25 protein-coding genes and 1 tRNA gene are annotated in these 26,154 nt (G+C 63.1%); 15 read left to right on the forward strand and 11 right to left on the reverse strand.

Annotated features, from left to right (window positions below):
- Window positions 1-210: 210 nt before the first annotated feature.
- The gene (locus ABE493_RS01410) at window positions 211-1,530 is read right to left on the reverse strand and encodes an AAA family ATPase (RefSeq protein WP_346496569.1); all 1,320 of its coding nucleotides are present in this window, start codon (window positions 1,528-1,530) and stop codon (window positions 211-213) included.
- A gap of 774 nt (window positions 1,531-2,304) precedes the next feature.
- Here ABE493_RS01410 and ABE493_RS01415 point away from each other — a divergent pair.
- Window positions 2,305-2,685 carry a hypothetical protein gene (locus tag ABE493_RS01415; protein ID WP_346496571.1) on the forward strand — a complete coding sequence of 127 codons (381 nt, stop codon included), beginning with the start codon at window positions 2,305-2,307 and terminating at the stop codon, window positions 2,683-2,685.
- Window positions 2,686-3,155: 470 nt separating this feature from the next.
- Here ABE493_RS01415 and ABE493_RS01420 read toward each other — a convergent pair whose 3' ends face one another.
- Complete coding sequence (locus ABE493_RS01420; RefSeq protein WP_346496573.1) at window positions 3,156-3,923, reverse strand: hypothetical protein; 768 nt, start codon at window positions 3,921-3,923, stop codon at window positions 3,156-3,158.
- Window positions 3,924-4,162: 239 nt separating this feature from the next.
- Here ABE493_RS01420 and ABE493_RS01425 point away from each other — a divergent pair, with 239 nt between their 5' ends.
- Genes ABE493_RS01425 through ABE493_RS01440 form a run of 4 tightly spaced genes read left to right on the forward strand, consistent with a single transcriptional unit; the run spans window position 4,163 to window position 5,733 of the window.
- Window positions 4,163-5,128 (forward strand): DNA cytosine methyltransferase, encoded by a 966-nt coding sequence (locus ABE493_RS01425; protein ID WP_346496575.1) that lies wholly within the window; start codon window positions 4,163-4,165, stop codon window positions 5,126-5,128.
- Window positions 5,125-5,325, forward strand: coding sequence for a hypothetical protein (locus tag ABE493_RS01430; RefSeq protein WP_346496577.1), 201 nt, complete (start codon window positions 5,125-5,127; stop codon window positions 5,323-5,325). The genes ABE493_RS01425 and ABE493_RS01430 overlap by 4 nt, the downstream gene beginning before the upstream one ends.
- Window positions 5,322-5,504, forward strand: coding sequence for a hypothetical protein (locus ABE493_RS01435; RefSeq protein ID WP_346496579.1), 183 nt, complete (start codon window positions 5,322-5,324; stop codon window positions 5,502-5,504). The genes ABE493_RS01430 and ABE493_RS01435 overlap by 4 nt, the downstream gene beginning before the upstream one ends.
- The gene (locus ABE493_RS01440; RefSeq protein WP_346496581.1) at window positions 5,497-5,733 is read left to right on the forward strand and encodes a helix-turn-helix transcriptional regulator; all 237 of its coding nucleotides are present in this window, start codon (window positions 5,497-5,499) and stop codon (window positions 5,731-5,733) included. The genes ABE493_RS01435 and ABE493_RS01440 overlap by 8 nt, the downstream gene beginning before the upstream one ends.
- 36 nt (window positions 5,734-5,769) lie before the next feature.
- Here ABE493_RS01440 and ABE493_RS01445 read toward each other — a convergent pair.
- The 3 genes from ABE493_RS01445 to serS form a co-directional block, all read right to left on the reverse strand.
- A tRNA-Ser gene (locus tag ABE493_RS01445) sits at window positions 5,770-5,859 on the reverse strand.
- Between the two features lie 67 nt (window positions 5,860-5,926).
- Complete coding sequence (locus ABE493_RS01450; protein WP_057628580.1) at window positions 5,927-6,919, reverse strand: LysR family transcriptional regulator; 993 nt, start codon at window positions 6,917-6,919, stop codon at window positions 5,927-5,929.
- A gap of 581 nt (window positions 6,920-7,500) precedes the next feature.
- The gene (gene serS, locus ABE493_RS01455; protein WP_346496583.1) at window positions 7,501-8,778 is read right to left on the reverse strand and encodes a serine--tRNA ligase; all 1,278 of its coding nucleotides are present in this window, start codon (window positions 8,776-8,778) and stop codon (window positions 7,501-7,503) included.
- 113 nt (window positions 8,779-8,891) lie between these two features.
- On the opposite strand from serS, the gene ABE493_RS01460 reads away from it, so the two are divergent.
- Window positions 8,892-9,542, forward strand: a complete 651-nt coding sequence (locus ABE493_RS01460) for an energy transducer TonB (RefSeq protein ID WP_346496585.1) — start codon at window positions 8,892-8,894, stop codon at window positions 9,540-9,542.
- A 102-nt stretch (window positions 9,543-9,644) separates the two neighbouring features.
- Window positions 9,645-10,151 (forward strand): energy transducer TonB, encoded by a 507-nt coding sequence (locus ABE493_RS01465; protein WP_346496587.1) that lies wholly within the window; start codon window positions 9,645-9,647, stop codon window positions 10,149-10,151.
- Here ABE493_RS01465 and aroA read toward each other — a convergent pair.
- The 4 genes from aroA to ABE493_RS01485 form a co-directional block, all read right to left on the reverse strand.
- Entirely contained in the window at window positions 10,135-11,448 is a 1,314-nt protein-coding gene (gene aroA, locus ABE493_RS01470) for a 3-phosphoshikimate 1-carboxyvinyltransferase (RefSeq protein ID WP_346496589.1), read from the reverse strand. The genes ABE493_RS01465 and aroA overlap by 17 nt on opposite strands.
- A gap of 175 nt (window positions 11,449-11,623) precedes the next feature.
- Window positions 11,624-12,850 (reverse strand): prephenate dehydratase, encoded by a 1,227-nt coding sequence (pheA, locus tag ABE493_RS01475; RefSeq protein ID WP_346496591.1) that lies wholly within the window; start codon window positions 12,848-12,850, stop codon window positions 11,624-11,626.
- A gap of 50 nt (window positions 12,851-12,900) precedes the next feature.
- Entirely contained in the window at window positions 12,901-13,986 is a 1,086-nt protein-coding gene (serC, locus tag ABE493_RS01480; protein WP_346496593.1) for a 3-phosphoserine/phosphohydroxythreonine transaminase, read from the reverse strand.
- Between the two features lie 141 nt (window positions 13,987-14,127).
- The gene (locus tag ABE493_RS01485; protein ID WP_346496595.1) at window positions 14,128-14,940 is read right to left on the reverse strand and encodes an FHA domain-containing protein; all 813 of its coding nucleotides are present in this window, start codon (window positions 14,938-14,940) and stop codon (window positions 14,128-14,130) included.
- A gap of 118 nt (window positions 14,941-15,058) precedes the next feature.
- On the opposite strand from ABE493_RS01485, the gene ABE493_RS01490 reads away from it, so the two are divergent.
- The 4 genes from ABE493_RS01490 to ABE493_RS01505 all read left to right on the forward strand — a co-directional run bounded on the left by ABE493_RS01490 (window position 15,059) and on the right by ABE493_RS01505 (window position 18,016).
- On the forward strand, window positions 15,059-15,334 hold the full coding sequence (locus ABE493_RS01490) for a polyhydroxyalkanoic acid system family protein (RefSeq protein WP_346496597.1): 276 nt from the start codon (window positions 15,059-15,061) through the stop codon (window positions 15,332-15,334).
- A gap of 79 nt (window positions 15,335-15,413) precedes the next feature.
- Window positions 15,414-15,878, forward strand: coding sequence for a phasin family protein (locus ABE493_RS01495; RefSeq protein WP_346496599.1), 465 nt, complete (start codon window positions 15,414-15,416; stop codon window positions 15,876-15,878).
- A 224-nt stretch (window positions 15,879-16,102) separates the two neighbouring features.
- Window positions 16,103-16,921: a YggS family pyridoxal phosphate-dependent enzyme gene (locus ABE493_RS01500; RefSeq protein ID WP_346496601.1), complete on the forward strand. Its 819-nt coding sequence runs from the start codon at window positions 16,103-16,105 to the stop codon at window positions 16,919-16,921.
- A 96-nt stretch (window positions 16,922-17,017) separates the two neighbouring features.
- Window positions 17,018-18,016: a restriction endonuclease gene (locus tag ABE493_RS01505; protein ID WP_346496603.1), complete on the forward strand. Its 999-nt coding sequence runs from the start codon at window positions 17,018-17,020 to the stop codon at window positions 18,014-18,016.
- Window positions 18,017-18,091: 75 nt separating this feature from the next.
- On the opposite strand, the gene hutC is transcribed toward ABE493_RS01505, so the two are convergent.
- Window positions 18,092-18,820, reverse strand: a complete 729-nt coding sequence (hutC, locus tag ABE493_RS01510) for a histidine utilization repressor (protein WP_346496605.1) — start codon at window positions 18,818-18,820, stop codon at window positions 18,092-18,094.
- A gap of 40 nt (window positions 18,821-18,860) precedes the next feature.
- Window positions 18,861-20,225 carry a formimidoylglutamate deiminase gene (locus ABE493_RS01515; protein WP_346496757.1) on the reverse strand — a complete coding sequence of 455 codons (1,365 nt, stop codon included), beginning with the start codon at window positions 20,223-20,225 and terminating at the stop codon, window positions 18,861-18,863.
- A 66-nt stretch (window positions 20,226-20,291) separates the two neighbouring features.
- On the opposite strand from ABE493_RS01515, the gene hutI reads away from it, so the two are divergent.
- From hutI to hutU, 4 genes are all read left to right on the forward strand, one after another.
- Entirely contained in the window at window positions 20,292-21,497 is a 1,206-nt protein-coding gene (gene hutI / locus ABE493_RS01520) for an imidazolonepropionase (protein ID WP_346496607.1), read from the forward strand.
- Between the two features lie 22 nt (window positions 21,498-21,519).
- Entirely contained in the window at window positions 21,520-23,067 is a 1,548-nt protein-coding gene (hutH, locus tag ABE493_RS01525; protein ID WP_346496609.1) for a histidine ammonia-lyase, read from the forward strand.
- A gap of 519 nt (window positions 23,068-23,586) precedes the next feature.
- Window positions 23,587-24,438, forward strand: a complete 852-nt coding sequence (gene hutG, locus ABE493_RS01530) for an N-formylglutamate deformylase (RefSeq protein WP_346496611.1) — start codon at window positions 23,587-23,589, stop codon at window positions 24,436-24,438.
- Window positions 24,435-26,102 (forward strand): urocanate hydratase, encoded by a 1,668-nt coding sequence (gene hutU / locus ABE493_RS01535; RefSeq protein ID WP_346496613.1) that lies wholly within the window; start codon window positions 24,435-24,437, stop codon window positions 26,100-26,102. The genes hutG and hutU overlap by 4 nt, the downstream gene beginning before the upstream one ends.
- Window positions 26,103-26,154: the final 52 nt, after the last annotated feature.

Genomic DNA, 26,154 nt, shown 5'->3' on the forward strand with positions numbered 1-26,154 from the left:
AGTGCGCGGGCGTCACCAGCGCAGCAGGAGCCTCAGAGCATGAAGGAGTCTCTCTCACGATAACCAACAATCAGTTCGCTTCGAGTCCACACAGAAAAGCGGGAGAAGGATGAACAAAGCTGCCTCCACACTCTTCCATGGCATAGGACAGCGGCCATCACGGGCAGTGAACTCTTCAAATCCGCGATCAAAACATGAGATTTTGAGGAATCAGCCAAGCATCTGCACCATTAATTCGATCGAAACTCGAAGCTCGGGCTCGCTATACACATTTCCACCATCTGGATGGTGGATCGCATTCCTAACATAGGTCGGCAAAGTTTCGTACGTTGTGCTTCCGTGGCTAGACGGTTTGCCATGTCGCGCGGCGTCATAAGACGCATGTCCAGCGATAAAACTATCGCAACCTTTGATCGAACTACTCGACGCCTTCAATTGCAACTTGCCATACAGCTCGATGTGAAAGTCGACAGAAGGCAGATCAAAGGCTTTGTAATTTATCTGAGCACTCGTCAGCTCGAGAACTGACGAAGCATCCTCATGATTCTTCGCAAGCAGCACCCCCGCTTCTCGCTCAAGAGTGATGACGATAGTCTCCGTGCCTAGGAACGCCTCTCTCACTACGTGATCGGAATGAGTCGCGAAGAAGAGCTGAGCGCTCTGCTCTCCAGCTATAGTGAAAAGCCCCTCATAGTACCCGAGAATCTTCCTCTGCCACTTTGGATGCATACTAAGCTCTGGCTCGTCGACGAAGATTGCCCCGTCCTTGATAGCCCCCAAATTTCTGAGCAAGTAAGCGCCCCGGAAGACAACCTGTTTTTCGCCTGTGCTCAGCGAATCAATGCCAATTTCTTTCCCATTCTTCTTGAACTGAATTACCTTCTCGCCAGCCGATTCCCGCACTCCCTCGAACTTCAGCGCATCAAAGAAACCGTTAAAGGCCGCGCTAAAGCGATACATCCTAGAAGTTGCATAGAAATCCGGCCAGGCAATAGGACTGCCTTCACGAGTTTGATTCTCTCTCGCGTAATCAGCCGCGTCGCGACTTGATGTATTGACTAACAACTGCTTCAGCACAGTGAAGTCCTCTCCATCCTCGATAGGATTTACCGGAGAATCGAGCTCAATCGACGTAGTTGATGTTATTGCACCAGCCCTGAAATCGACCTTTGCCTTCGAGTAAGCACTACCGAAACGGCGCAGGTCTAGCGGATCAAGGGCAGCTCCAATTAGTGGGCCGGGTGTGTCCGCTGACAGAGTCAGAATAGCTTTTCCGTCCAACTCCACACAGACGGACGAACCTTCGGGACGGTAGGCCGCGTCAGCTTTGGGATCGGGAATGACCTTGTACACCACTCCTTCGACTTCATACTCGATGAACTCGAAATTCAAAAATGATCGCCCTGCCAAGAACGAGCTAATACTCGACAGGATAGTTGACTTTCCGGTTCCATTTTCGCCAGCTAGAACAATCGTCTTACATACAGTCCCGTCTGACAGCAAAAAATCCAGAGCTAGGTCACCCAACAAGGGATGCCCTTTCCACTTCACTTTCCGTAGCTGCATACAATCAGTTCCAAGTAGTGGCTATACCGAAACTTCAAGTTTACACTTCACGGCTATTCCGGCGAGCGTTCCAAATGCTCGACGCAGTCAAAAGGCTGCAGTGACCGACAGACCCGGGACATTTACCATTTACCATTTAACCGTTCGCCGAGGCCCAGGTCAGTCAGAGCCGGCACCTAGCCTAGCCCGAGAACACCCTATCGAGATCATCCAACCGGCAACGCGGGGCCTGTTCGCAGCGCCCAATCGAGCTGCGCGTTGCTCTACGTCGATCAACTCGCCGATCATCCAATCGACCAGATATGCCCAGCCTTCGCGGTATGCAGAATCACTAAGCCCTAGGGAGCATGCACGCCCACGATTGCCAAGACGATCTCCCTTCATGTAGCCGATGACAACAGCAGCAATTTGCGGCATGCGCTCTTCCAACTTCTCCGGAAACAGCTGGTCGCGAGCCACCGCAGCGCGCGCCTTCAACACGCCCAGGTTACGGCGGGTCTGCTCGCCTTGGTCTCGCTCAAACTTCGCTATGCAGTCGATGATCCCCCAAAGAGTCCGAGCGTCGATGAAATTGCGCGCCCTGCGATTGCGTTCGTCCGCTGCCAACCGGGTTATCCCGTGAAACACGCGGACGATGGGCAACTGCGGTTGCCCCCTCTCTGCGGTCAATGCCGACTCCCCCTCGGCGGCCCGGGCGCACCGCGTCATCTATGACCTGGCCTTCGTGCAAGCAGCGCCATGAAGAGCTTTCTGGAAGAACTCGGCGCGTTCCTGATCATCGCGGCAGGAGCCGCCCTAATCCTCGGCGCGCTCGTAGCGCTGCTGGCCTACGACGTTCAATCGGAGAAGCCGATGCAACGCATGATCACCGAACAGGTGCCGATCATCCCCTACAGCAAAGGCCACGCCGCACGCCACATGCTCAATCTGCGCCGGCCTTCTGCCGGCGGTGGCCACAACGTGGAGTGCGCCTGCAGCAGCACCGCCAGGCATCTCACTTTCGAAGAAGCGCATGCGGAGTGGCGCCTCGTACACGGGCAGCGTGCGCCAAAACCCCGAGCACCGGCGAAACGTGCCGTATTCCCGCCGGAGCTCGCCCAGCTGCAGCTAAGTCTGTGAGGTATCCATGACCGACCAGGCCCAATGCGACGAACTGCTCGCAGCGCTCAGCAGGCGCCCGATGACCGCAAAAGAAATTCTCCTAAAGCTGGGCATCGGCAGCCCTGCCGCAACTTACTTCGGCATCCACGAACAACCCGCACTCTGGTGCAGAGCGAGGGCCGTTCCCGCTGACCTGAAAACGGCTCGCCATTCACAGGAGAAACATGCTGGGAGCCGTAGTCGCTACACCCGCAGCGCACCGAAGGCCAGAGCTGGGGCCGATTTCCGACGGTAGACAGTTCGGCAACCACATACCGGATCTTTCGTCGCGATGACACCGGCCGCCCGCACTTCGAAGAACGCTCGTTCTTCACCGATGAGCCGGCGGATCTAATCGCCAGCGTCCCGACGCACGCCAAGCGCCAGCTGCGCGACCGCGTGGACCTAATCGACCTAGATACTATGGAGGGAGCAATGTGGAAAGCAGCTTAAGTATTCCTCCGCAACAGTACTTCCTCTTCAGAATAGTCAGCCACTGGCTTGCCTACAAACTTGGCGAAATCCGTCGCAACCGCTATCCCGTCTTCGAGCAGCAGAATCAAAGGTTCGCGGAGTTCCATAATGTTTTGGAACTCCTCATGCCCCTTACCTATGAGAACCGTCGACTCCCCGTCGATTCGGGCTATTCGCTGATCCATGCGTCGAACAGGCACACCAAGAGCCTTCCATGCTCCAACCAGCGCCGCAATATCATTCCCCCTTTTCCCAAGATTGTGAAGACGATCTTGCGCGTCTTCCGTCGCTGGCAAAAACGAGCCAACAAATTCGACCAGAAGCCAGTCGATATCTTGTCGCGCGAAAATTATTCCCGGCTCAGTAAATTTCGCCCTATCCAAGACTCGGACGATGTTTCCAATCCTTGCAGGAAAGTGCTCAATTTCGTACTGAAGCAGGCTACCGAGAATGCTTGCCTGCCCCACTCTATCGGCAACAAATTCTTCAAGTTGCTTCTTCGCAATCCGCGCAGAATCTTCAGCGATTCGCGCCGAATCCTTAGCAATCTCTGCAGATTTTTCGGCGATATCCACAGACGCCTGGGCGATCGTCGCGGTACGGTCAGATGCTTGCCAGGCACGGAACGCAATCCGGGTCGTTGCGAGACCAACAATCGCGCCTACAACGACGGCCCAAGCCTCCCACCAAACTACACAATCATCGACACCCAGAGTGCTACAACGAAAGAAACTATCCCACAAGTACATTCTATGACCCCCCTTCGAATGGGGGATTTTGCCATGGACAGGATTTGTCCGCAGGAGTTGCGCAATGTGTAAGACCTGCACCAAATGCGTTCGCTCCCTTCTACTGCAGCAGTTCAACCGCGCGGGGAAGCAATACCGGCCCGGCGTGTGTGCTCCGTGCATTAGCGACATGCGCAGGTTGCGAGCCCCGCTACCAGCTCAGGCGACCGACGTTACCCAGGTTAGGATCAACAATGCCGCAGCTCTTTGGTTCGCGCCTGTGCGGCCTATGCCGAGGTATGGCGTATGAAGACCATCGATCTATTCTCGGGCGGCGGTGGACTCACAGAGGCGCAGAGCAGGCTGGCTGCAATGTGGTTTGGGCGGCGAACCATTGGCCGGCGGCCGCGAAAACTGATGTTGCAAACCACCCTGGCACGCTGCACGTCTGCCAGGATCTGCAGCAGGCCGACCGGACCCCGCTGCCAGACTTCGACGTACTACTGGCATCGCCGGCGTGCCAGGGGCACACGCCCGCGCGCGGCAAAGAGCGCCCGCACCACGACGCCACACGTTCCACTGCGTGGGCGGTTGTTTCCGCTCTGGAGGCAAAATCGCCGGATGCCGCGGTGATCGAGAACGTCCCCGCTTTCATGAAGTGGAAGCTGTTCCCGGCGTGGTGTGCAGCGGTGCATGCCCTTGGCTACGCCATCAGTCCGCACCTGTTGGACGCCGCCGACTTTGGCGTGCCGCAGCACCGCGTCCGCATCTTCATCGTGCTGACCAAGAGCAAGCACCCGTTGGAACTGAAGCTACCGAAGAGGCCTCACCTTCCCGCCGCCAGTTTCATCGACTTCGAGGCAGGCACCTGGTCGCCGGTCGAACGGCCTGGCCGGGCGGCCGCAACCCTAGCCCGTGTTCGCGCTGGCCGGGCCGCGTTCGGCGCCCGATTCGTGGCGCCCTACTTCGGTAACGGCTCCGGCCTCACTGGTCGGTCTCTGGATCGTCCTATCGGAACGATCACCACCCGCGACCGCTGGGCAATCATCGACGGCGACCGGATGCGGATGCTGTCTTTGCCGGAATCTGCGATTGCGATGGGCTTTCCTCGGCACTACAAGCTTCCAGCGAACAAGAAAGATGGCATGCAGATGATGGGCAACGCCGTATGTCCGCCGAAGGCTTGCGCAGTCATCACTGCATTGAGGATGGCGGCATGACCCTCTTAACCGAAGCCATCGACCACATCGCAGTCGGCCACGACCTCGCCCGCAAGACCGGCGTGAACCTCGACAAGGCCAGGCCAAAGACCCGCCGCATGTGGGAGGCACGCGGCCTGGCCGTCATCGCCCTCGCCCGCGGCAATCTGGACGAGGCCACCAAGATCATGGCGCCGTTCGCGAGGAAGCGCCGATGACCGCCCCGCAGCTATTCCCCAAGCCGGCCAAGCGCATGAAGCAGCCGCCCAAGGACTTCCTGCGCGAGCAGCTGGCCATTGCCACAGAAGAAATCATCCGGCTCCGCGCCCAGGAGCTGGCCAACGAAGACCGAATCAAGAGCGCCCGCGCGGCGCTGGAAGGAGAGCGACATGGCTGAAGAAATCGCGCTGCTGCCACTGAAGGAAGTGAAGCAGAAGGCCGGCATCAGCACGGCCACGATCTACGGCATGATGGCGCGCGGCCAGCAGTTCCCCAAGCCGCGCAAAATCGGGACCAAGTCGCTCTGGCTCCAACCCGAGATCGACGCCTTCATCATGGCCGTGGCGCATGGAACAAGCTGGTCCCCAATGATGGGACAAAGCATGGGGCAGGATATTTCGGCATGAAAAAAGCCACTGATAACAGTGACTTATAGTCATCCTTGGCGGACAGAGTGGGATTCGAACCCACGGAAGGTTTGACCCTTCGCCGGTTTTCAAGACCGGTGCCTTCAACCGCTCGGCCATCTGTCCGTTACGCGTTGCTACCCCGGATAGCGTTCCGGGGTGCGCATTCTCGCATGCTTGCCGGCGTTTTTGTTCAACCGGCCTCGATTGCCAGTGCGCCGGCCATCGAGGCGCGGATCTTCTCCTTGGCCCGCTCGCAGGCGCCGCCGCAGTGCAGGCGGGAGGCCTCCAGCTCGGTGGGCAGGTGCTCGGCCAGGAAGTCGATGAATACCCGCACCGCCGGCAACAGCCCGCGCCGTGAGGCGAATACCGCGTGACAGATGCCCTGCGGCAGCGACCAGTCCGGCAGTACCACCTCCAGTTCGCCGTTGCGCACAGCCTCGGCACAGACAGTTTCCGGCAGCATGGTGATGCCGAAACCATCCTTGACCATGGATTGCAGCAGCGGGAAATCAAACCCAGCAACGCGCGGCTGCAGCTCAACGCGGCGGACTTCGCCACCCGGGCCGTGCAGTTCCCAGCGCTGGCGCGCTTCGTCTTCACTGATGCTCAGGGTGACGTGGTTGCCCAGGTCTTCCGGTGAGGCCGGCCGCCCTGCCCGGTCCAGATACGCAGGGCTGGCAACCAACAGTTCCTGCACCTGGCCGAAGCTGCGCATCACCAGGCTGCCATCGTCATCCAGCCGCGAGCGCACCCGCAGGGCGACGTCGTAGCCTTCGTTGATGATGTCGACACGACGGTTGCTGATGTTCAGCTGCAACCGCACCTTCGGGTATTGCTCGAGGAATTTGGGCAGCAGTTTGGGCAGCTGCATCTGCGCCAGCGACACCGGCACGCTGGCACGCACCAGCCCGCGGGGCTCGGCGCTGAGCCGGTCCACCACCTCACGCGCGGCCTGCGCTTCGGCCAGCATGGTCTGCGCGTGGCGGTGCACGCTCATGCCCACATCGGTGACCGCGAAACGGCGCGTCGAGCGCTGCAGCAGGCGTACGCCCAGATCGGTTTCCAGCTGGCTGATGCGCCGGCTCAGACGTGATTTGGGGATGCCCAATGCGCGCTCGGCAGCGGCGAAGCCACCATGGTCTACCACCATTGCGAAGTAGTAGAGGTCGTTGAGGTCCTGCATGGATTGATCCCGATATTGGAACGAACCGGTGAATTTAAACACCTTTGTTCTGTATTTACAAATCAGGCCATAAACAGTCCTGTTTGCTATTCAAGTCGCTTTTGGGGCCTACCTATTCATCTTTTGAGTGCAGTTGTTGCAGGGGTGCGGGCTGGGTACGGCGCTCGCGGGGAGGCTGATCGAGGGGGTTTGGGGTGGGGAATTCGGATCGTTTGTTGAGCGCGGTGGTGTTGCATTGGGGCGGTCTGGCGGCTGCCAGTTTGCTGGGCGAGCCATTGCCGAGCATGGCTCGGCCCTACATTTGGGCTGCCAGTTTGCTGGCGGAGCCATTGCCGAGCATGGCTCGGCCCTACATTTGGGCTGCCGGTTTGCTGGTGGAGCCATTGCCGAGCATGGCTCGGCACTACATGGGATCGTGGGCTTTGCCTTTTCAGTTGCCAACAAAAACGCCGCGGCTCCGAAGGGAGCGCGGCGTTTTTGTTTTACAACGCAGCCATGCTGCGCTGGGGGCTCAACGGTGGCCACCAGTCTGCTGCATGGCACCGCTGATGCCGAGCATGGCTCGGCACTACATCTGCTGATCAGGCGATGCGTTCGGCGCCGCCCATGTACGGGCGCAGTGCCTCGGGAATGGTGATCGAGCCATCGGCGTTCTGATAATTCTCCATTACCGCGATCATCGCGCGGCCAACAGCCACGCCCGAGCCGTTGAGCGTATGCACCAGCTCCGGCTTGCCAGCCGGGTTGCGCCAGCGTGCCTGCATGCGACGGGCCTGGAAATCACCACAGTTCGAGCAGGACGAAATCTCGCGATAGGTCTGCTGCGACGGCAACCAGACTTCCAGGTCATAGGTCTTGATGGCCGCAAACCCCATGTCGCCGGTGCACAACAGCACCTTGCGGTACGGCAGACCCAGCTTCTGCAGCACGGCCTCGGCACAGCCGGTCATGCGCTGGTGCTCGGCCTCGCTTTCCTCGGCGGTGCAGATGCTGACCAGCTCCACTTTTTCGAACTGGTGCTGGCGGATCATGCCGCGCACGTCGCGGCCACCGCTGCCAGCCTCGGAACGGAAACACATCGAGTGGGCGGTCATGCGCAGCGGCAGGCGCTCGGCGTCGATGATCTCGTCGCGGACGATGTTGGTCAGCGGCACTTCCGAGGTCGGGATCAGATAGCGCGTGGATTCGCCAAGCGCGGTCTTGAACAGGTCTTCCTCGAACTTGGGCAGCTGGCCGGTGCCACGCAGCGAATCGGCATTGACCAGCACCGGCACGTTGGTTTCTTCGTAGCCATGCTCGTTGCTGTGCAGGTTAAGCATGAACTGGCCCAGCGCACGGTGCAGGCGGGCGATCGAACCACGCAGCACGGTGAAGCGGGCGCCAGACAGCTTGGCCGCGGTTTCCGCGTCCAGGCCATGGTTGCGCGCACCCAGCTCGACATGGTCCAGCACCGGGAAATCGAACGCGCGCGGGGTACCCCAGCGCATCTGTTCGACGTTTTCGCTCTCGTCCTTGCCGGCCGGCACATCGGCTGCGGGCAGGTTCGGGATGCCCATCGACAGGGTTTCAATCTGCTCACGCAGCACATCGAGCTGGGCCTCGGAGGTCTTCAGCTCATCAGCGAACGCGGCCACTTCGGCCATGATCGCCGACACGTCCTCGCCCTTGGCCTTGGCATGGCCGATCGACTTGGAACGGCTGTTGCGCAGGCTCTGCAGCTCCTGGGTGCGCACCTGGATGCGCTTGCGATCAGCCTCCAGCGATTCGAAGGCGGCCACATCCAATACATAACCGCGCGTGCTGCGCAGGCGTTCTGCAAGTTCGGCGGGCTGCTGGCGAAGAAGGGCTGGATCAAGCATGGCTGGGCACTGTGTACGGGTGTGAGCCATAGATTATCGCGCGAACTGCGTCTTTCTGCCGCGCGATTCACCTTTCCTGTGCAAGAATCAGCCGGTTCCATACGGTCAAGGCCATGTCCGCTCCCAGCTCCCGCTCCGACCAGAACTTCACTTTCCACCTGCCCCGCAGCAGCCTGAAGATCGCCGGCATCGCCTTTGGCGTCGGGGTATTGCTGTTTCTGGTGGTGTGGCTCAACGCCCGCCGCAACAACGAATTCTATCGAGCCGATCCGGCACAGCCGCAGGCCGAGACCGCCACATTGACGCCGTTGCCGGCTCCGCTGCCTGCCGGCTCCAGTGCCAGCGAGATGCCCGACGCCCGTCCCGAGGCCGTGGAACAGGCACCGGAGCTGGTGGAAACCGCTCCTGCCCAGCCGCCGCAACCCATCGCCGAAGCCGCGCCCGCCGAACCTGCACCGGCCCCCGCACCTGCCGCCGTCGCGCCCAGCGATCAGCCGGTTCCGTTGCCCGGCCAGAGCCCTGCCCCTGACTACCCGGCCGCTGCCCTGCGCCGTGGCGAAAGTGGCACCGTGGTGGTCCGCGTGGACGTTGATGCCAATGGTGTGCCGCTGGATGTCCGGTTGGTCCAACGCAGCGGTTCGCGCGACCTGGATCGCGCTGCCCAGGAGGCCGTGCGCAATTGGCGCTTCCAGCCGGCCCAGAGCAATGGCCAGCCGATGCAGGGCAGCCTTGAGATCCCCTTCGATTTCAAACCCGCTCAGTAAGCTGAACCCCGGCTCCCCAAGGACGCCGGGTTCTGCCTAAAGTCACTCGCCGTTTGGGAGTGCGGGACCAGACTTGCCGCGTAGACGTTACGCAGAGCAGCCATGTCGATGTCCAGCATCCCGCAACACTCCACCTCCCATCAGCCCGTATCAGCCACCGCCCACCAGGCGCAAGGCGTCACGGCTGCGTGGCTGTGGGTTCTGCTGGCGGTGGGCGTATTGACCTTGTTTGGCTGGCTGGGCTACCGCGCCCTGCAAGGCCCCGCAGCGAGTGGCCCGGTGTCGATCACCACCGCAGATACCACCTCGGTGGTCAGCGTTGCCGGCAACAATGATGCCGAGCCCCTGCCCAACAACCCCATGCCCAGCTATCCGGCCGCCGCGCTTGATGCCGGCGTCGAGGGCGATGTGATCGTGCGCCTGCAGATAGACAGCAATGGCCAAGTGAGCCACGCAGCGGTGATCGGCCACGATGGCGGCGTTGATCCCGCCCTGGATCGGGCCGCGATCCAAGCGCTGCAGCAATGGCGCTTCCAGCCCGCGATGCGGGATGGTCGCGCCATCAACAGCGTGGTGCAGGTGCCGGTGGAATTCAGAAGCGGACGCTGAGCCCGAAGCCGGCGCCACTGGCCAGGCTGTCAAAGCCCGGGAACGACGTAGCCACATTGGCCACATCATTGATGCGCACCTCGCCGGTGCTGAGCTGACCGGCAATGGCAAAGGCCATCGAGATGCGATGGTCGCCATGGCTTTCAATCGTGCCGCTGCCCAGCGGGCCGCCGTGAATGGTGGCGCCATCTTCGGTTTCGTCCACGCGCAGACCCAGGGTCCGCAGGCCGGTGGCCATTGCTCCCAGGCGGTCAGATTCCTTCACCCGCAGTTCGGCGGCCCCGCGCACTACGGTCTGGCCCTGTGCCGCCGCAGCGGCAACGAACAGCGCCGGGAACTCATCGATCATGTCGGGCACCAGGTCTTCCGGAATTTCCACACCCTTGAGCTGGGCATGACGCACGATCAGATCGGCAACCTGTTCGCCACCATGTTCGGCGTGGTTTTCCTCGCGGATGTCCGCGCCCATCAGCCGCAGTGCGGCAAGCAGGCCAGTACGGCGCGGGTTCAAGCCGACCGAACGAAGGCGCACTTCCGAGCCCGGAATGACGCTGGCGGCGACGATGAAGAATGCAGAAGACGAGAAATCCGCCGGCACTGCGATATCGGTCGCACGCAGACGCTGGCCGCCACGCAGGCGCGCCTTGCCAGGTTCGAAATCGATTTCCACGCCAAACGCGCGCAACATGCGCTCGGTGTAATCACGGGTGGGATGCGGCTCGACCACCGAGGTTTCCCCCTGCGCATACAGGCCGGCCAGCAACACCGCCGACTTCACCTGCGCACTGGCCACCGGCAAGGCGTAATCGATACCGTGCAGCGACTGGCCGCCATGGATATACAGCGGCGGCGTACCGTCTTCCTGGGTGTCGATACGGGCGCCCATCTGCGCCAGCGGCTCGGTAACCCGGCGCATCGGCCGCTTGGACAGCGATTCGTCGCCAACCAGGGTGGTGTCGAACGGCTGCGCCGCCAACAGGCCGGCGAGCAAACGCATGCCGGTGCCGGCGTTGCCGCAGTCCAACTCGCCCTGCGGGGCTTTCAGGCCATCCACGCCCACGCCATGCACGATGCGCTGCGACGGCGACGGCGTTTCAAAACGCACGCCCATCTGCTCGAAGATCGCGGCGGTGGCGCGGGTGTCCTCGCCCTCAAGGAAACCCTCGATATGGGATACGCCATCGGCCAGCGCCGCAAACATCACCGAGCGGTGCGATACCGATTTGTCGCCAGGTATGGCGAGCGTGCCGTGCAGGGCGGAACCTTTGTGTGCAATCCAGTAGGGCTGGGAGGTCATGCGGTCTCTCTAATGTTCGGTGCGCCGAGGCGCGTCAACAAACCCTTCTCCCCCCGGGAGAAGGTGCCCGAAGGGCGGATGAGGGTGCGGGAATACGCAGCTACAGCCACTTGAAACCTGCCGGTAGTCAGCCCTCACCCCAAGCCCTCTCCCGCAGGGAGAGGGACTTTCAAGCTCAGGGCACGGCAACCGGATAGGAGCCGAGCACTTTGATCTGCGCCGAGTGCGACTTCAACTCTGCCAACGCGGCCTGCATCGATTCGTCTTCGATATGGCCGGCCAGGTCGATGAAGAAGCCGTATTCCCACTTGGCCTGGTGCGAAGGACGCGACTCGATGCGGTTCATGCTGATGCCATGCCGCGCGAACGGGCTGAGCACGTCGAACAGCGCGCCGGGCTTGTCGTGGATGAAGACCAGCACCGAGGTGCGGTCATGGCCCGACGACGGGAACAACTGGCGGCCGATCACCAGGAAGCGCGTGGTGTTGTCCGCATCATTCTGGATCGGCTTGGTCACCACCTTCTTCAAGCCATAAACGTGCCCTGCACTCTCGCCGCCAATCGCAGCCGCGTCTTCCGCATTGCGGGCACGACGGGCGCCTTCGGAGTTGCTGGAAACCGGTACTTTCTCGGTCTTTGGCAGATTGGCACGCAGCCATGCCGAGGTCTGCATGAAGGCCTGCGGGTGGGCGTAGATGCGCTCGATATCCTCAATGCGGCCGGTGCGCGACAGCAGGTACTGCTGCACGCGCAGCTCGACTTCACCGCAGATCTTGAGATTGGAAGTCAGGAACATGTCCAGGGTGATCTGGATCGTGCCCTGCCCGGAATTCTCCACCGGCACCACGCCGAAATCGGCGTTGCCGTTTTCCACTTCCTGGAAAATCTCTTCGATGTTGGCCAGCGGCAAGCCCAACGCTGAACGGCCAAAGTGCTTGTGCGCGGCCTGCTGGGTGAACGAGCCTTCCGGGCCGAGGTAGCCGATCTTCAACGGCTCCTGCTGGGCCAAGCAGGCCGACATGATTTCGCGGTACACATGCACCAGCACTTCGTCGCTGAGCGGGCCTTCGTTGCGGTCCACCACCATGCGCAGCACCTGCGCTTCGCGCTCGGGGCGGTAGTAGTCAACGGCGGCCGCCAGCTTGCCCTTGGCCTTGCCAACCTGATGGGCAAAGTTGGCCCGCTCGGCAATCAAGGCCTGGATGCTGCGGTCGATCTGGTCGATCTTAGCGCGCACGTCCGACAGCACCGGCTTGGCGACGGTCAACGTTTCGGCAGCGGCCTTCTTGCTGACGGCGGTTTTCTTGGCTGCAACCTTCTTGGCCGGCGCCTTGTTGGCGGCAGGTTTGGCTGCGGTGGCCGGCTTGGCCTTGCTGGCGGTCTTGCTTGGCTTGGTCGCCATGGAATCGTCTACCTGTTACAGGCCGGCGCAGTGCGCACGGCGGGATTGGATCAACCGTTGCGCTGCTGGAAATCACGCATGAATGCTGCCAGCGCCTGCGCACCTTCCAGCGGCATGGCGTTGTACAGCGAGGCACGGATGCCGCCGACGGCCTTGTGGCCCTTCAGCGCCAGCAAGCCGGCTGCCTTGGACTCACTGACAAAACGTGCGTTGAGCTCTTCGCTTGGCAGGAAGAACGGGATGTTCATGCGCGAACGCACGGCCGCAGCCACCTCGTTGCGATAGAAGCCCCCGGAACCGTCAATGGCGTCATAGACCGCCGACGACTTGGCAAGGCTGAGCTTGGCAAAGGCTTCCACGCCGCCCTGGGCCAGCATCCACTTGAACATCAAGCCGGCCAGATACCAGTTCCAGGTCGGCGGCGTGTTCAACATCGAATCGCGCTCGACATGCGAGCGGTAATCAAAGATGTCCGCGCGCGGCTGCCCGGCACGTGCCAGCAGGTCGCGGCGGATGATGACCACGGCGATGCCGACCGGGCCCAGATTCTTCTGCGCACCGGCATAGATCACGCCATAACGCGACACATCAATCGGCTCGGAAGCAATCGACGAACTGAAATCGGCGATCAACGGAACCTCGCCCACATCCGGCACGTCGCGGAATTCGACACCGTGGATGGTCTCGTTGGCGGTGATGTGCACATAAGCCGCGTCGTCCGACAGCTGCCATTGCGTGCGCGGCGGAATATCGCGGAACCCGCTGGCCTCGCCGGTGGCGGCGATGTTCACATCCACGTAGGGCTTGGCCTGCTTGATCGCGGTCTTGCCCCAGTGGCCACTGACCACATAGTCAGCGCGCTGCCCGGGGTTGGCGAAATTCAACGGCAGCAGCGCCTGCTGGGTGGTGGCACCGCCACCGAGGAACAGCACCGCATAGTCATCCGGAATACCGATCAGTGCCCGCAGATCGGCTTCGGCCTGGGCCGCCACGGCCATGAAATCGGCACTGCGATGACTGATCTCGACAATGGACGCGCCTACGCCATTCCATTCCAACATCTCCGCCTGCGCCTGACGCAGGACCGATTCCGGCAATGTCGCAGGGCCGGCACTGAAATTGAATGCGCGAGTCATGTCACACCTGTTGAGCAGAACCCCTAGTATGCCGCAGCGCAACAGCCTTGGGCCACCTGGGAAAAGTTGCATCTGCACCCATTGTGGGCGGCGGTTTCAGCGCCGGCAGGCATGCGCTGCCTGTACCGCCGCAACGCTTGCTCAGCGTGCCCCGAACAGCAGCAGCGCGCTGATCGCCGCACCCAGCAGCAAGGCGCTGAGCAGCAACCAGGGCCAACGTCGCTGGCGTTTGGGCTTGACCGGCACCGCCGTTGACGGCTTGACCCGCTCCGGCACGTCGTCGTCTTCCGGCAGAAACGCCGCCGGTGCGGCCACCGGACCCAACGGCACCTCCAGCACGAACCGGTGGTTGCCTTCAAACACCACCTGATCACCGGCCTGCAACCAGCAGTGGCGGGTACTCACGCCATTGACCTGGCTACCCTCGGCCGAGCCCAGGTCGCGCAGCAATACCTTGTCGCCATGCCGCTCGAAGCGGGCATGACGCGGGGCGAAGGCCGGGTCGTCGATGAGAATATCGCTGGCCGGATCGCTGCCGATGCTGCGCGGCTTGTCCAGAGTGAAGCTGCGGCCGTGGTGGCGCCCACCTACCCCGCGCAGCAGCACCCGCAGGTCGTCGCCGCCCTCGCTGGGAACTTCCGGCGGATGCGGCACCTGCTCGCATTCGCCACGCAGCAGCATTTCCGCACCGTCGGCATAGACCGCATCGCCGGCGCGCAGCAGCGCCATGCGGCGCACCGGACGACCGTTGACATGGATGCCACGGCCGCCATTGGCGACCTGTAGCCAAACCCCGCGCTGGTCGGTGCAGAACTGCGCCAGCAGCAAGGGCCCAACACTGCCATCGCCCAGCCGGACCTGCCCGGACGCATGCCGGACAATGCGCTGCACGCCCGGCATCAATGACTGATCGGGCTGCTGACGGTTGCTGAAATGGACTTGCAGAGTGCGCACCGCAGCAGACTATCAGGTCGTCCCGTCATGCAGAAGCTGTTCGTGAGGCTTGGACTACGCCGCGCAGGTCCGCACAATGGCACGACTTTCCTACTTACAGCAGTCCAGGCCACACCCCATGTCGACCATTGATATCCAGCACGCTCATTCCCTGTCCGACGACAAGGCCCGCACCGCCATCGCCGAGGTCGCCGAAAAACTGCAGGAGCGCTTTGACGTGGTCACGCGCTGGGAAGGCGCGATACTGCATTTCAACCGCTCCGGCGTGGATGGCGCCATCGAGCTGCTGCCCGGTGCAGTACGCGTCAAGGCTGAGCTGGGCTTCCTGTTGTCGGCCATGAAGGGCATGGTGGAGTCGGAAATTCAACGCGTGCTGACTGACAAACTCGGCTGAGCCCGGACCGTCACACAACCCAAGCCCGTGTGCCGTTACGGTGTAGATGGACTCTTCAACCCCGCATAGGAGCATCGTCATGACCACATATGAGCAACGCCCCGACGACGAGGACGACACCGCAGGCATCCCCGGCCAGGCCGAACGCCTGGGCAAGAAGATGACCGAGTCGGCCCAGCAGGTCTGGCTGGCCGGCCTGGGCGCGCTGTCGCGTGCACAGGCCGAAGGCAGCAAGCTGTTCGACACACTGGTCAAGGAAGGCCAGACCATGGAAGCCCGCTCGCGCGAGCAATCCAGCAAGGGCGAAAGCCTGCGCGATACCGTGGAAAGCACCTTGGGCCAGGCCCGCGACCGCGCCGCCGGCACCTGGGACCGGGTCGAAAAATCGTTTGAAGACCGGGTTCACAGCGTGCTGAGGCGCCTGGATGTGCCCTCCCGTTCCGATATCGAAGCCCTCAACGACCGCCTGGACGCCCTCAATCGCCGCCTCACCCGCGCCGAAAGCCGTGCCACACACAGCGAGCAGCAAGCTGAAGATCAGTAATGTTGCAAAGCAGCATTAGTTGCGTGAGAATCTCCCTACCCGCCAGCAGTACCGCGCCGTAAGTCTCCCTCCCCTCACGGCACCGGATGGCGGGTTTTTCATGCCTGCGATTTGCCCGGGCAACTGAATCCACGGGTTTCACACCTGCCGGCAAGCGATAATCCGATATTCAGTATCGCCGCCCCGGCAAGCTCGGGCGGCAGCCGCTAGCGCTGGAGGCAAGCATGCAAACCCCTCTCCCGGACGCCGATCCGGGCACCCAGACCCGTCACGCCCTGCACGGCCAATACCCGCGCGCCGAGACCGTCGACGACTTCCGCCACAACCTGGCCGTGGTCCGCGAGCGCATCACTGCCGCCTGCCGGCGCGTCGGCCGCGACCCCGCCGGCGTGCGCCTGCTGCCGGTGAGCAAAACCATCGACGAGGCACATATCCGTCTGGCCTATCAGGCCGGTTGCCGGTTGCTGGGCGAGAACAAGGTGCAGGAAGCCCACCATAAGTGGCAGGCCATGCAGGACCTGGGCGACCTGCAGTGGTCGGTCATAGGCCACCTTCAGACCAACAAGGCCAAACTGGTGGCGCGCTTCGCCAGCGAATTCCAGGCACTGGACAGCCTGCGCCTGGCGCAGACGCTGGAGCGCCGCCTGCAGTCCGAAGGCCGCTCGCTGGATGTGTTCGTGCAGGTCAACACCTCCAATGAAGCCAGCAAGTACGGCCTGGCCCCCGATGAGGTTGCCGGCTTCCTGCAGGCGCTGCCGCGCTCTGGCGCGCTGCGGGTGCGCGGCCTGATGACCCTGGCGCTGTTTTCGGCCCAGCCCGAGCAGGTACGGGCCTGCTTTGTCCGCCTGCGCGAACTGCGCGATCAGCTGCGCCAGCAGGCACCGGCCGACATCAGCCTGGACGAACTGTCGATGGGCATGTCGGGGGATTTCGAAATCGCCATCGAGGAAGGCGCAAGCGTGGTCCGCGTGGGCCAGGCCATCTTCGGCGCGCGCACGGTGCCGGACAGTCATTACTGGCCGAGCAATGAACGAGCGGATTAATTCGCCCGAAGCGCTCAAAAAAGGCGACCCCATCCGGTCTTACAGTCATCAGTGAAGATAGACTGAGGCCCTTCCATAAGCTTCCCAGGTATGTCGATGTTCTCGTGGATTCTGGCCCTGGTACTTGCATTGCTCTTGTGGGGCCTGGCTTCGGTGTACCTGTGGTTGGTCGCCCGTCGCAGCACCGAACGCCAGCACGGCCTGGCCGCGCTGGCCGGCATGCGCTGGCGGGAGTTTTCGCGGATCGTGCATCAGGCCATGGCCGAGCAGCGCGGCCTGCACCCGCTGACCGATGAAGAAGACAACGACCGCGGCACCAGCAGCGATTTCCTGTTGCAGCGTGATGGCCAGCGTTGGCTGGTGTCCTGCAAGCACGGGCGTGCGTATCGCTTCGATGCTGGCGCCATCCACGAACTGGCATCGGCAATCAGCCTTACCGGCGCGGTCGGCGGGCTGCTGATCACCGAGGGTCACGTCGAGCGCGATGGCCTGGCCGAGGCCGAGAAACATTCCATCGAAGTCATCGATGCACGCCAGCTTTGGCAGTTGCTCAAGCCATATATGCCGGCCGATGTACGCGACACGGTCACCGGCATCGCGCGTCGTGAGGCGGTCCGCCACACCGGTATTGCCGGGCTGGCGGCGGTCACCTTCGGCCTGCTGGTTGGCATGGGCTACATGACCCTGCGCAGCGACGCGCCGGCAGTCGAACCCATCGTAGCGGCACCAGTCGAGCGCCCCGCCGACGCCCCGGCAAGCGCGCAACCGCAAGCAGCCGCCGAAGCCGGCAAAGACGCCGCGCCAGTGGCAGCGGCCAATCATTCCGATCTGATCCAGGACCCGGACCCGGCCACCTTGTTGCGTTACCAGCAATCCGTGTCCAAAGCACTGGCCAGCACCGCTGGCGTGGTCAGCGGCATCTGGCTGACCCGCTCCACCCTGTCGGTGGAACGCAGTGGCGAGGATGCGCAGGTATGGCCCTTGATCTGCAAGCAACTCGAACGTTACCCGGCCCTGCGCACCACCCGCGTGCAGCTCAATCCCCGCCCCGGTGTTGACGAGCCGGTGCGCTGGCGCCAGTGCAGCACAATTTGAAGCCGGCTTCGGCTTGGCTGCGCCGTAGGCGTGGCCAAGCACCCGGCTCAGCAGATCCGTTTCAACAACTAACTGTCAGCGAGAGCCTGGCGCGAAGCGCGCGATCAGGTCGTAGGCGTCACCCAGGAACATCTGCCGCACCCAGGTGATGGGCAGTTCACCGCGCCAGGTCTGGCGGTCGATCACCAGGCAGGCGGTACCCACCGGCACTTTCAGCAATAAGGCTTCATCGGCGTCGGCGGCGACGGCGCTGATGCGGTGCTGGCCGCGTGTCCATGACACGTTCTGCAGCAACCAGCTGCCGGGCGCATGGATGGAGAAATCCACCTTCAAGGTTTCCGGCACCGCCTCGGGATTGATCAGCCGGCGCTCCAGCGCCAAGGGCCTGCCGTCGGCAAGATGCAGGCAGCGTATCGCCAGCAGTTTGCCCTCGCCTACCAGCTGCGTTTCTTCGACGACAGTTTCCCGGGCCTTGCGGTGCGCGCGCTCCAGCAACTGAAACCCGTACTCGTGGCCGCGATCGGTAACCGCAACTTCGATATCCGGGATTTCCAGTGCCACCTGTTCCAGATGCGGCGGCTGCCGCGCCACGAACGAACCAGCACGGCGGCGGCGCTCGATCATGCCGCTCTCAGCCAGCGCGGTAAGCACCTTGTTGACCGTCATACGGGAGCAGCCGTACTGCTCCATCAGCTCGTGTTCGAACGGGATACGGAAGCCAGGCTCCCATTCGCCACTGAGGATGCGGCTTTCTATCTCACTGCGGATGCGGTGATTGAGGGTGGGAGCTTTTTTGCCCTTCACTCGGGTTTCCTGAAAGAGACGGCGCGCGCCGATGCGAACCTTACGCCAGTATCCGCGCCAATGCGGCACGGTAACGCGTGGTGATCGCATCGCGGTTCACGTGACGGCCGTCGCGGACCAGCGCCCGTCCGTTACGCCAGACGCTGCGCAGGGCGCCATTACGTGCGGCGAACAGCCAGCTGTCAAGCAGGGCATCGCCGGTGCGGCCCAGCAAGGCCGGGTGCTCACGGTCCAGCTCCAGCAGATCGGCGCAGGCGCCGACGGCCAATCCCGCCGGCGTGCCCAGCGCCTGCGCGCCACCTTCGGCGGCCTGCTGGAACAACCAGCGGCCGCTGGACAACTCGCCCGGCGACAACACATTGCGCCCGCGCAGTTGCAGGCGCTGGCCGTACTCGAGCAAGCGCAGTTCCTCGGCCGCATCGATCAATACATTGGAATCGGAACCGACCCCGAAACGGCCGCCCGCGCGCACGAAATCGCGCATCGGGAACAGCCCATCGCCCAGGTTGGCCTCGGTGATCGGGCACAAACCCACAACCGCGCCGCTATCGGCTATCTGCTCCACTTCGCCGTGCGTGAGATGGGTGGCATGCACCAGGCACCAGCGCTGATCGACGCTGGCATTGGCATACAGCCATTCCACCGGACGCTGCCCGCTCCATACCAGGCAAGCGTCCACTTCGCGGGTCTGCTCGGCGATATGGATATGGATCGGCCCCGGGGCCATCGCCACCAACGCCTGCAATTGCTGCGGGGTACAGGCACGCAGACTGTGCGGGGCCAAGCCCAGCACGGCATCGGCCGTGCCTGCCAGCGCCCGCGTGCAACCCTCCAGCAGCGCGGCAAAGCCGTCGATATCGTGCAGAAAGCGGCGCTGTGCAGGCGTGGCTGCGGCGCCGCCGAAATCGCTGTGCGCGTAAAACACCGGTAGCAAGGTCAGGCCCAACCCGGTTTCGTCAGCGGCTGCCGCAACCCGCACGGCCATCTCGGCATGATCGACGTAACGGCGGCCATCTTCGGCGTGATGCAGGTAATGGAACTCGCCGACACGGGTGAAACCGCTTTCCAGCATTTCCATATAGGCCAGCGCGGCGATGGCCTGGAACGTGTCCGGATCCAGACGGTCCAGGAACCGGTACATCAGCTCACGCCAACTCCAGAAGCTGTCGCCCGAACGCCCGCCTACTTCGGTAAGCCCGGCCATCGCGCGCTGGAAGGCGTGACTGTGCAGGTTACCCAGCCCCGGCACGACCACGTCCAAACGCTGCGCCTGGCCGTCCCAGGCTTCCCCAACCGCCACCGCGGTGATGCGGCCGGCGACGCTGTCAATGCGCACATCTTGCGCCCAGCCCTGCGGCAGCAAGGCCTGGGCGGCGTGGAAACGGACAGATGCGGTCGGCTTGATCGTTGTCACTGGACACTCTCCGATGGTCGCCGCTATTGTATATACAAATAAGCACGGAGAGGGGCAATGCGCTGCGATACGCTCTGGCACAACGCCAACCTGATGACCCTGGATGACGCCTCGGGCGGACTGGGAACGATTGTGGATGGCGTCATCGCCGCCCGCGACGGCTGCATCCTGCATGCCGGGCCGGCAGCAGCTGCACCCGCATTTGAAGCCGATACCCGCATCGACTGCAATGGCCGCTGGATCAGCCCCGGCCTGATCGACTGCCATACGCACCTGGTGTACGCCGGCAATCGCGCGGGCGAATTCGAGCAGCGCCTGCAAGGCGTGAGCTACGCGCAGATCGCCAAGGCCGGCGGCGGCATCGTCGCCACCGTCAGTGCCACCCGCCAGGCCGACGATGCCGCGCTTATCCGCGCAAGCTTGCCGCGGCTTGATGCAATGCTGGCCGAGGGCGTCACAACCATCGAAATCAAATCCGGCTACGGCCTGACCTTGGCCGATGAACGCAAACAGCTGCGCGTGGCACGCGAGCTGGGCGTGCTGCGCAAGGTCGAGGTTGTGCCCACTTTCCTCGGTGCGCATGCAGTACCGCCGGGCCACGAAGCGCAGGCCTACATCAATGAAGTCTGCGCGGTGATGATGCCGGCGATCGCGGCAGAAGGGCTGGCCGAAGCAGTCGACATCTTCTGCGAGAACATCGCCTTTTCCCCGGCGCAGGCGCAGCAGGTTTTCGAGGCCGCCAAACAGCACGGGCTGGCCATCAAGATCCACGCCGAGCAGCTGTCCAACCAGCACGGTGCGGAACTGGCAGCAAAGCATGGCGCGCTGTCCGCCGATCATATCGAGCACCTGGACCAAGCCGGCATCGACGCCATGCGCGCGTCGGGCACCGTCGCCGTGCTGCTACCCGGCGCCTATTACTTCACCCGCGAGACCGTATTGCCGCCTATCCAGGCCTTGCGCGACGCCGGCGTGCCGATGGCCCTGGCGACAGACAGCAACCCCGGCACCTCGCCACTGACCAGCCCGCTGCTGGCAATGAACATGGGCGCCACCTTGTTCCGCATGACGGTAAGCGAGTGCATCGCCGGCTTCACCCGCGAAGCGGCGCGCGCGCTGGGCCGCGCCGAGCGCCTGGGCAAGCTGGCCGCCGGCATGGACTGCGACCTTGCCATCTGGGACATCGACGCCCCGGCCGATCTGGTTTACCGCATCGGCTTCAACCCCCTGCATGCCCGCGTATGGCGCGGGCAGACCCTCTGAACAACGCACTGCTGGAGCACGCATGAGCACTACCCTGACCCTCCTCCCCGGCCACGTACCGTTGGCGCAATGGCGGCAGATCTATCGCGGCGCCGATGTGCACCTGGATGAATCCGCACAGGCCGCCGTTCTGCGCAGCGCCCAGGTGGTGGACGCCATTGTCGCCAAGGGCGAGCCGGTTTACGGCATCAATACCGGCTTCGGCAAACTGGCCAGCGTTCGCATCGAGCGCGAGGACCTGCAGACCCTGCAGCGCAATATCGTGCTGTCGCACGCCGCCGGCGTTGGTGAGCCGATGCCGGCCAACGTGGTGCGGCTGATGATGGCGCTGAAACTGACCAGCCTGGCGCAGGGCGCATCGGGCATTCGCCCGCAGACCCTGGCCCTGCTGGAGGCCATGCTGCAGAAGGACGTTGTGCCGGTGGTGCCGTGCCAGGGTTCGGTTGGCGCTTCCGGCGACCTGGCACCGCTGTCGCATCTGGCCAGCGTGATGATCGGCGTAGGTGAAGCCTTTGTCGGCGGCGCGCGTATGTCGGCCGAAGCGGCGTTCAAGCAGGCCGCGTTGCAGCCGCTGGTATTGGGCGCGAAGGAAGGCCTGGCCCTGCTCAACGGCACCCAGTATTCCACCGCCTATGCCTTGGCCGGCCTGTTCGAGATTGAAGTGGTGTTCCAGGCCGCGCTGGTAACCGGTGCGCTGTCGGTGGAGGCTGCCAAGGGCTCGGATACGCCGTTCGACCCGCGCATCCACAGCATTCGCGGTCAACGCGGGCAGATCGCCACCGCCGCCGTCCTGCGCGAGCTGATGCAGGGCTCGGCAATCCGCGAATCGCATCGCGACAACGACGTACGCGTGCAGGACCCCTATTGCCTGCGCTGCCAGCCACAGGTGATGGGTGCGGCGCTGGACATCATGCGCCAGGCCGCGAGCACGCTGGAAATCGAAGCCAATGGTGTCTCCGACAACCCGCTGGTGTTCACCGATACCGGCGAAGCATTGAGCGGCGGTAACTTCCATGCCGAGCCGGTGGCATTTGCAGCGGACATGCTGGCGATGGCGATCTGCGAGATCGGCTCGATCAGCGAACGCCGCACGGCGATGCTGGTGGACCCGGCATTGTCTGGCCTGCCTGCCTTCCTGACCCCCAAGCCGGGCTTGAACTCGGGCTTCATGATTCCGCAGGTCACCGCTGCGGCGCTGGTCTCCGAGAACAAGCAGCGCGCCTATCCGGCGAGCGTGGATTCGATCCCGACCTCGGCCAATCAGGAAGACCATGTATCAATGGCCGCGCATGGCGCACGTCGTTTGATCGCAATGGCCGAGAACGCAGCCAATGTGATTGGTATCGAACTGCTTGCTGCGGGCCAGGGCTGTGATTTCCATGCACCGCTGCGTTCGAGTTCGGCGCTGGAACAGGTGCGCTCCACGCTACGTGCGCAAGTACCGACGCTACAGGACGACCGTTACTTCCATCCGGACATGGTTGCTGCGACTGCATTGGTGCGTGCTGGTGCATTGACGGCTGGTTTGGGCGTGCAGCTGCCGGGCGTAGAAGCAAGCGCCAAGGCCTGACGGAAGCATATGCAGCGCTGCAATGTGTCAGACCACGCACACCCGACAGCAAGTCGCGGACCTGTCCCTTCTCCCGCCTGCGGGAGAGGAGACAGCTCGCAGCGCTGCAATCTGTCAGACCACGCGCACCCGACAGCAAGTCGCGGACCTCTCCCTTCTCCCGCCTGCGGGAGAAGGTGGCGCGAAGCGACGGATGAGGGGAGCTTTTCAGCTTCATCGCGAAGAGCGCCCTCACCTACCCTTCGGGCATCCTCTCCCGCCTGCGGGAGAGGAGACAGCTCGCAGTACCGCAATGTGTCAGACCCCGCACACCCGACAGCAAGTCGCGGACCTCTCCCTTCTCCCGCCTGCGGGAGAAGGTGGCGCGCAGCGACGGACGAGGGGAGCTTTTCAGCTTCATCGCGAAGAGCGCCCTCACCCGCCCTTCGGGCATCCTCTCCCGCATGCGGGAGAGGAGACAGCTCGCAGCGCTGCAATCTGTGAGAACAGGAAAAACCCCGCCCTGCCCCAGGAGTCCCCATGACGAACACCCATGACTGGCTGCAGATCCACCGCGGCCAAGCCCCTTTGATCGTCAGTTTCCCCCATACCGGGACCGAACTGCCGGCCTCGCACGTCGACCATTTCGTCTCGCCGTGGTTGGCGCGCCGCGACGCCGATTGGTGGGTGCACGAGCTCTACGCCTTCGCCAAGGCGCTGGGCGCCACCACCGTGCGCACGGCGATCTCGCGCTCGCTGATCGACGTCAACCGCGACCCTTCCGGCGCCACGCTCTACCCCGGCCAGAACACCACCGGCCTGTGCCCGGTGACGACCTTCGACAACCAGCCGCTCTATCGTGCCGGCCATGAACCCGATGACGCTGAGATCCAGTACCGGCGCCAGACCTGGTTCGATCCCTATCACGCTGCGCTGAGCAACGAAATCCAACGCCTGCGCGCACAGCACGAAACCGTGGTGGTCTACGACGCGCATTCGATCCGTTCCTTGATCCCGCACCTGTTCGACGGTGAATTGCCGCAGTTCAATATCGGCAGCGCCGGCCCCAGTGGTGCGCCTGATACATCCTGCGACAACGCACTCACCGACGTGGTCGAGAACCTGTGCGCGATGAGCGGCATGAGCCATGTCCGCAACGGCCGCTTCAAGGGCGGCTGGATCACCCGCCACTACAGCAACACCGCCAATGGCGTGCACACGCTGCAGATGGAACTGGGCTGCCGGGGCTATATGCACGAACCCGCGCCGGCGGACGTGGACGAGCACAGCTGGCCCACGCCATACGACCCCGAACACGCTGCACCCGTCCGCAACACCTTGCAACAAGTGCTTGGCGCCTGTCTGGAATTTGCTACCCGGAGAAATGCATGACCCGTCACGACCCCACCCGCAATCCGCGTGCACCGCGCGGCAATACGCTCAACTGCAAATCCTGGCAGACCGAAGCGCCGTTCCGCATGCTGCAGAACAACCTTGATGCCGAGGTCGCCGAAGACCCGACTTCGTTGGTCGTCTACGGCGGCATCGGCCGTGCCGCGCGCGACTGGGAAAGCTACGACAAGATTCTGGAAACGCTCAAGCGCTTGGACGACAACCAGACGTTGCTGGTGCAATCGGGCAAGCCGGTCGGCGTGTTCCCCACCCATCCGGATGCACCGCGCGTGCTGATCGCCAACTCCAACCTGGTGCCGCACTGGGCCAATTGGGAGCACTTCAACGATCTCGATAAGAAGGGCTTGATGATGTACGGGCAGATGACCGCCGGCAGCTGGATCTATATCGGCAGCCAGGGCATCGTCCAGGGCACCTACGAAACCTTCGTCGAGATGGGCCGCCAGCACTACGGTGGCAGCCTGACCGGCAAATGGATCCTCACTGCTGGTCTGGGCGGCATGGGCGGCGCACAGCCGCTGGCCGCGTCACTGGCCGGCGCCAGCAGCCTGACCATCGAATGCCGCCAGAGCAGCATCGACTTCCGCCTGCGCACACGCTATGTCGACGAGCAGGCCAGCGACATCGACGACGCGCTTGCACGTATCGCCAAATACACCGCCAGCGGTGAAGCCAAGTCGATTGCCCTGCTCGGCAACGCCGCCGAGATTTTGCCTGAGCTGGTGCGCCGCGGCGTGCGGCCGGACTGCGTCACCGATCAGACCAGCGCCCACGATCCAGTGCATGGCTATCTGCCGATCGGCTGGAGCGTGGAGCAGTGGCTGGCCGAGCAACAGGCCAGCCCGGAAAAGGTCCGCGATGCCGCCAAGGCGGCCATGCGCGTGCACGTGGAGGCCATGCTTGCCTTCCACGCTGCCGGCATTCCGACCGTGGACTACGGCAACAACATCCGCCAGATGGCCTTCGACGAGGGCCTGAAAAACGCCTTTGATTTCCCCGGCTTCGTGCCCGCCTATGTCCGCCCGCTGTTCTGCCGTGGCATCGGCCCGTTCCGCTGGGTAGCGCTGAGCGGCGACCCGGAAGACATCTACAAGACCGACGCCAAGGTCAAGGAAATCATCGCCGATGATCCCAACCTGCACCGCTGGTTGGACATGGCGCGCGAACGCATCGCCTTCCAGGGCCTGCCGGCGCGCATCTGCTGGGTCGGCCTGGGCCTGCGCCACAAGCTGGGCCTGGCCTTCAACGAAATGGTTCGCAATGGCGAGCTGAGTGCACCGGTGGTGATCGGCCGCGACCATCTGGACAGCGGCAGTGTGGCCTCGCCAAACCGCGAGACCGAGTCCATGAAGGACGGCTCTGATGCGGTCTCCGATTGGCCGCTGCTCAACGCCATGCTCAATGTCGCCGGCGGCGCCACCTGGGTGAGCCTGCACCATGGCGGCGGCGTGGGCATGGGCTATTCGCAGCACTCCGGCGTGGTCATCGTCTGCGACGGCAGCGAAGCGGCAGACCAGCGGATCGCACGCGTACTGTGGAACGATCCGGGCACCGGGGTGATGCGCCACGCCGATGCCGGTTACGATATCGCCATCGATTGCGCCAAGGAGAAAAAACTGGATCTCCCCGGCATTATTGGCTGATTGGAACAGCGGCAATTGCAGACACAACGGGCAGGCCTCGCGCCTGCCCGTT

The sequence above is a fragment of the Stenotrophomonas terrae genome (assembly GCF_039674165.1).
Lineage (GTDB): Bacteria > Pseudomonadota > Gammaproteobacteria > Xanthomonadales > Xanthomonadaceae > Stenotrophomonas > Stenotrophomonas terrae_A.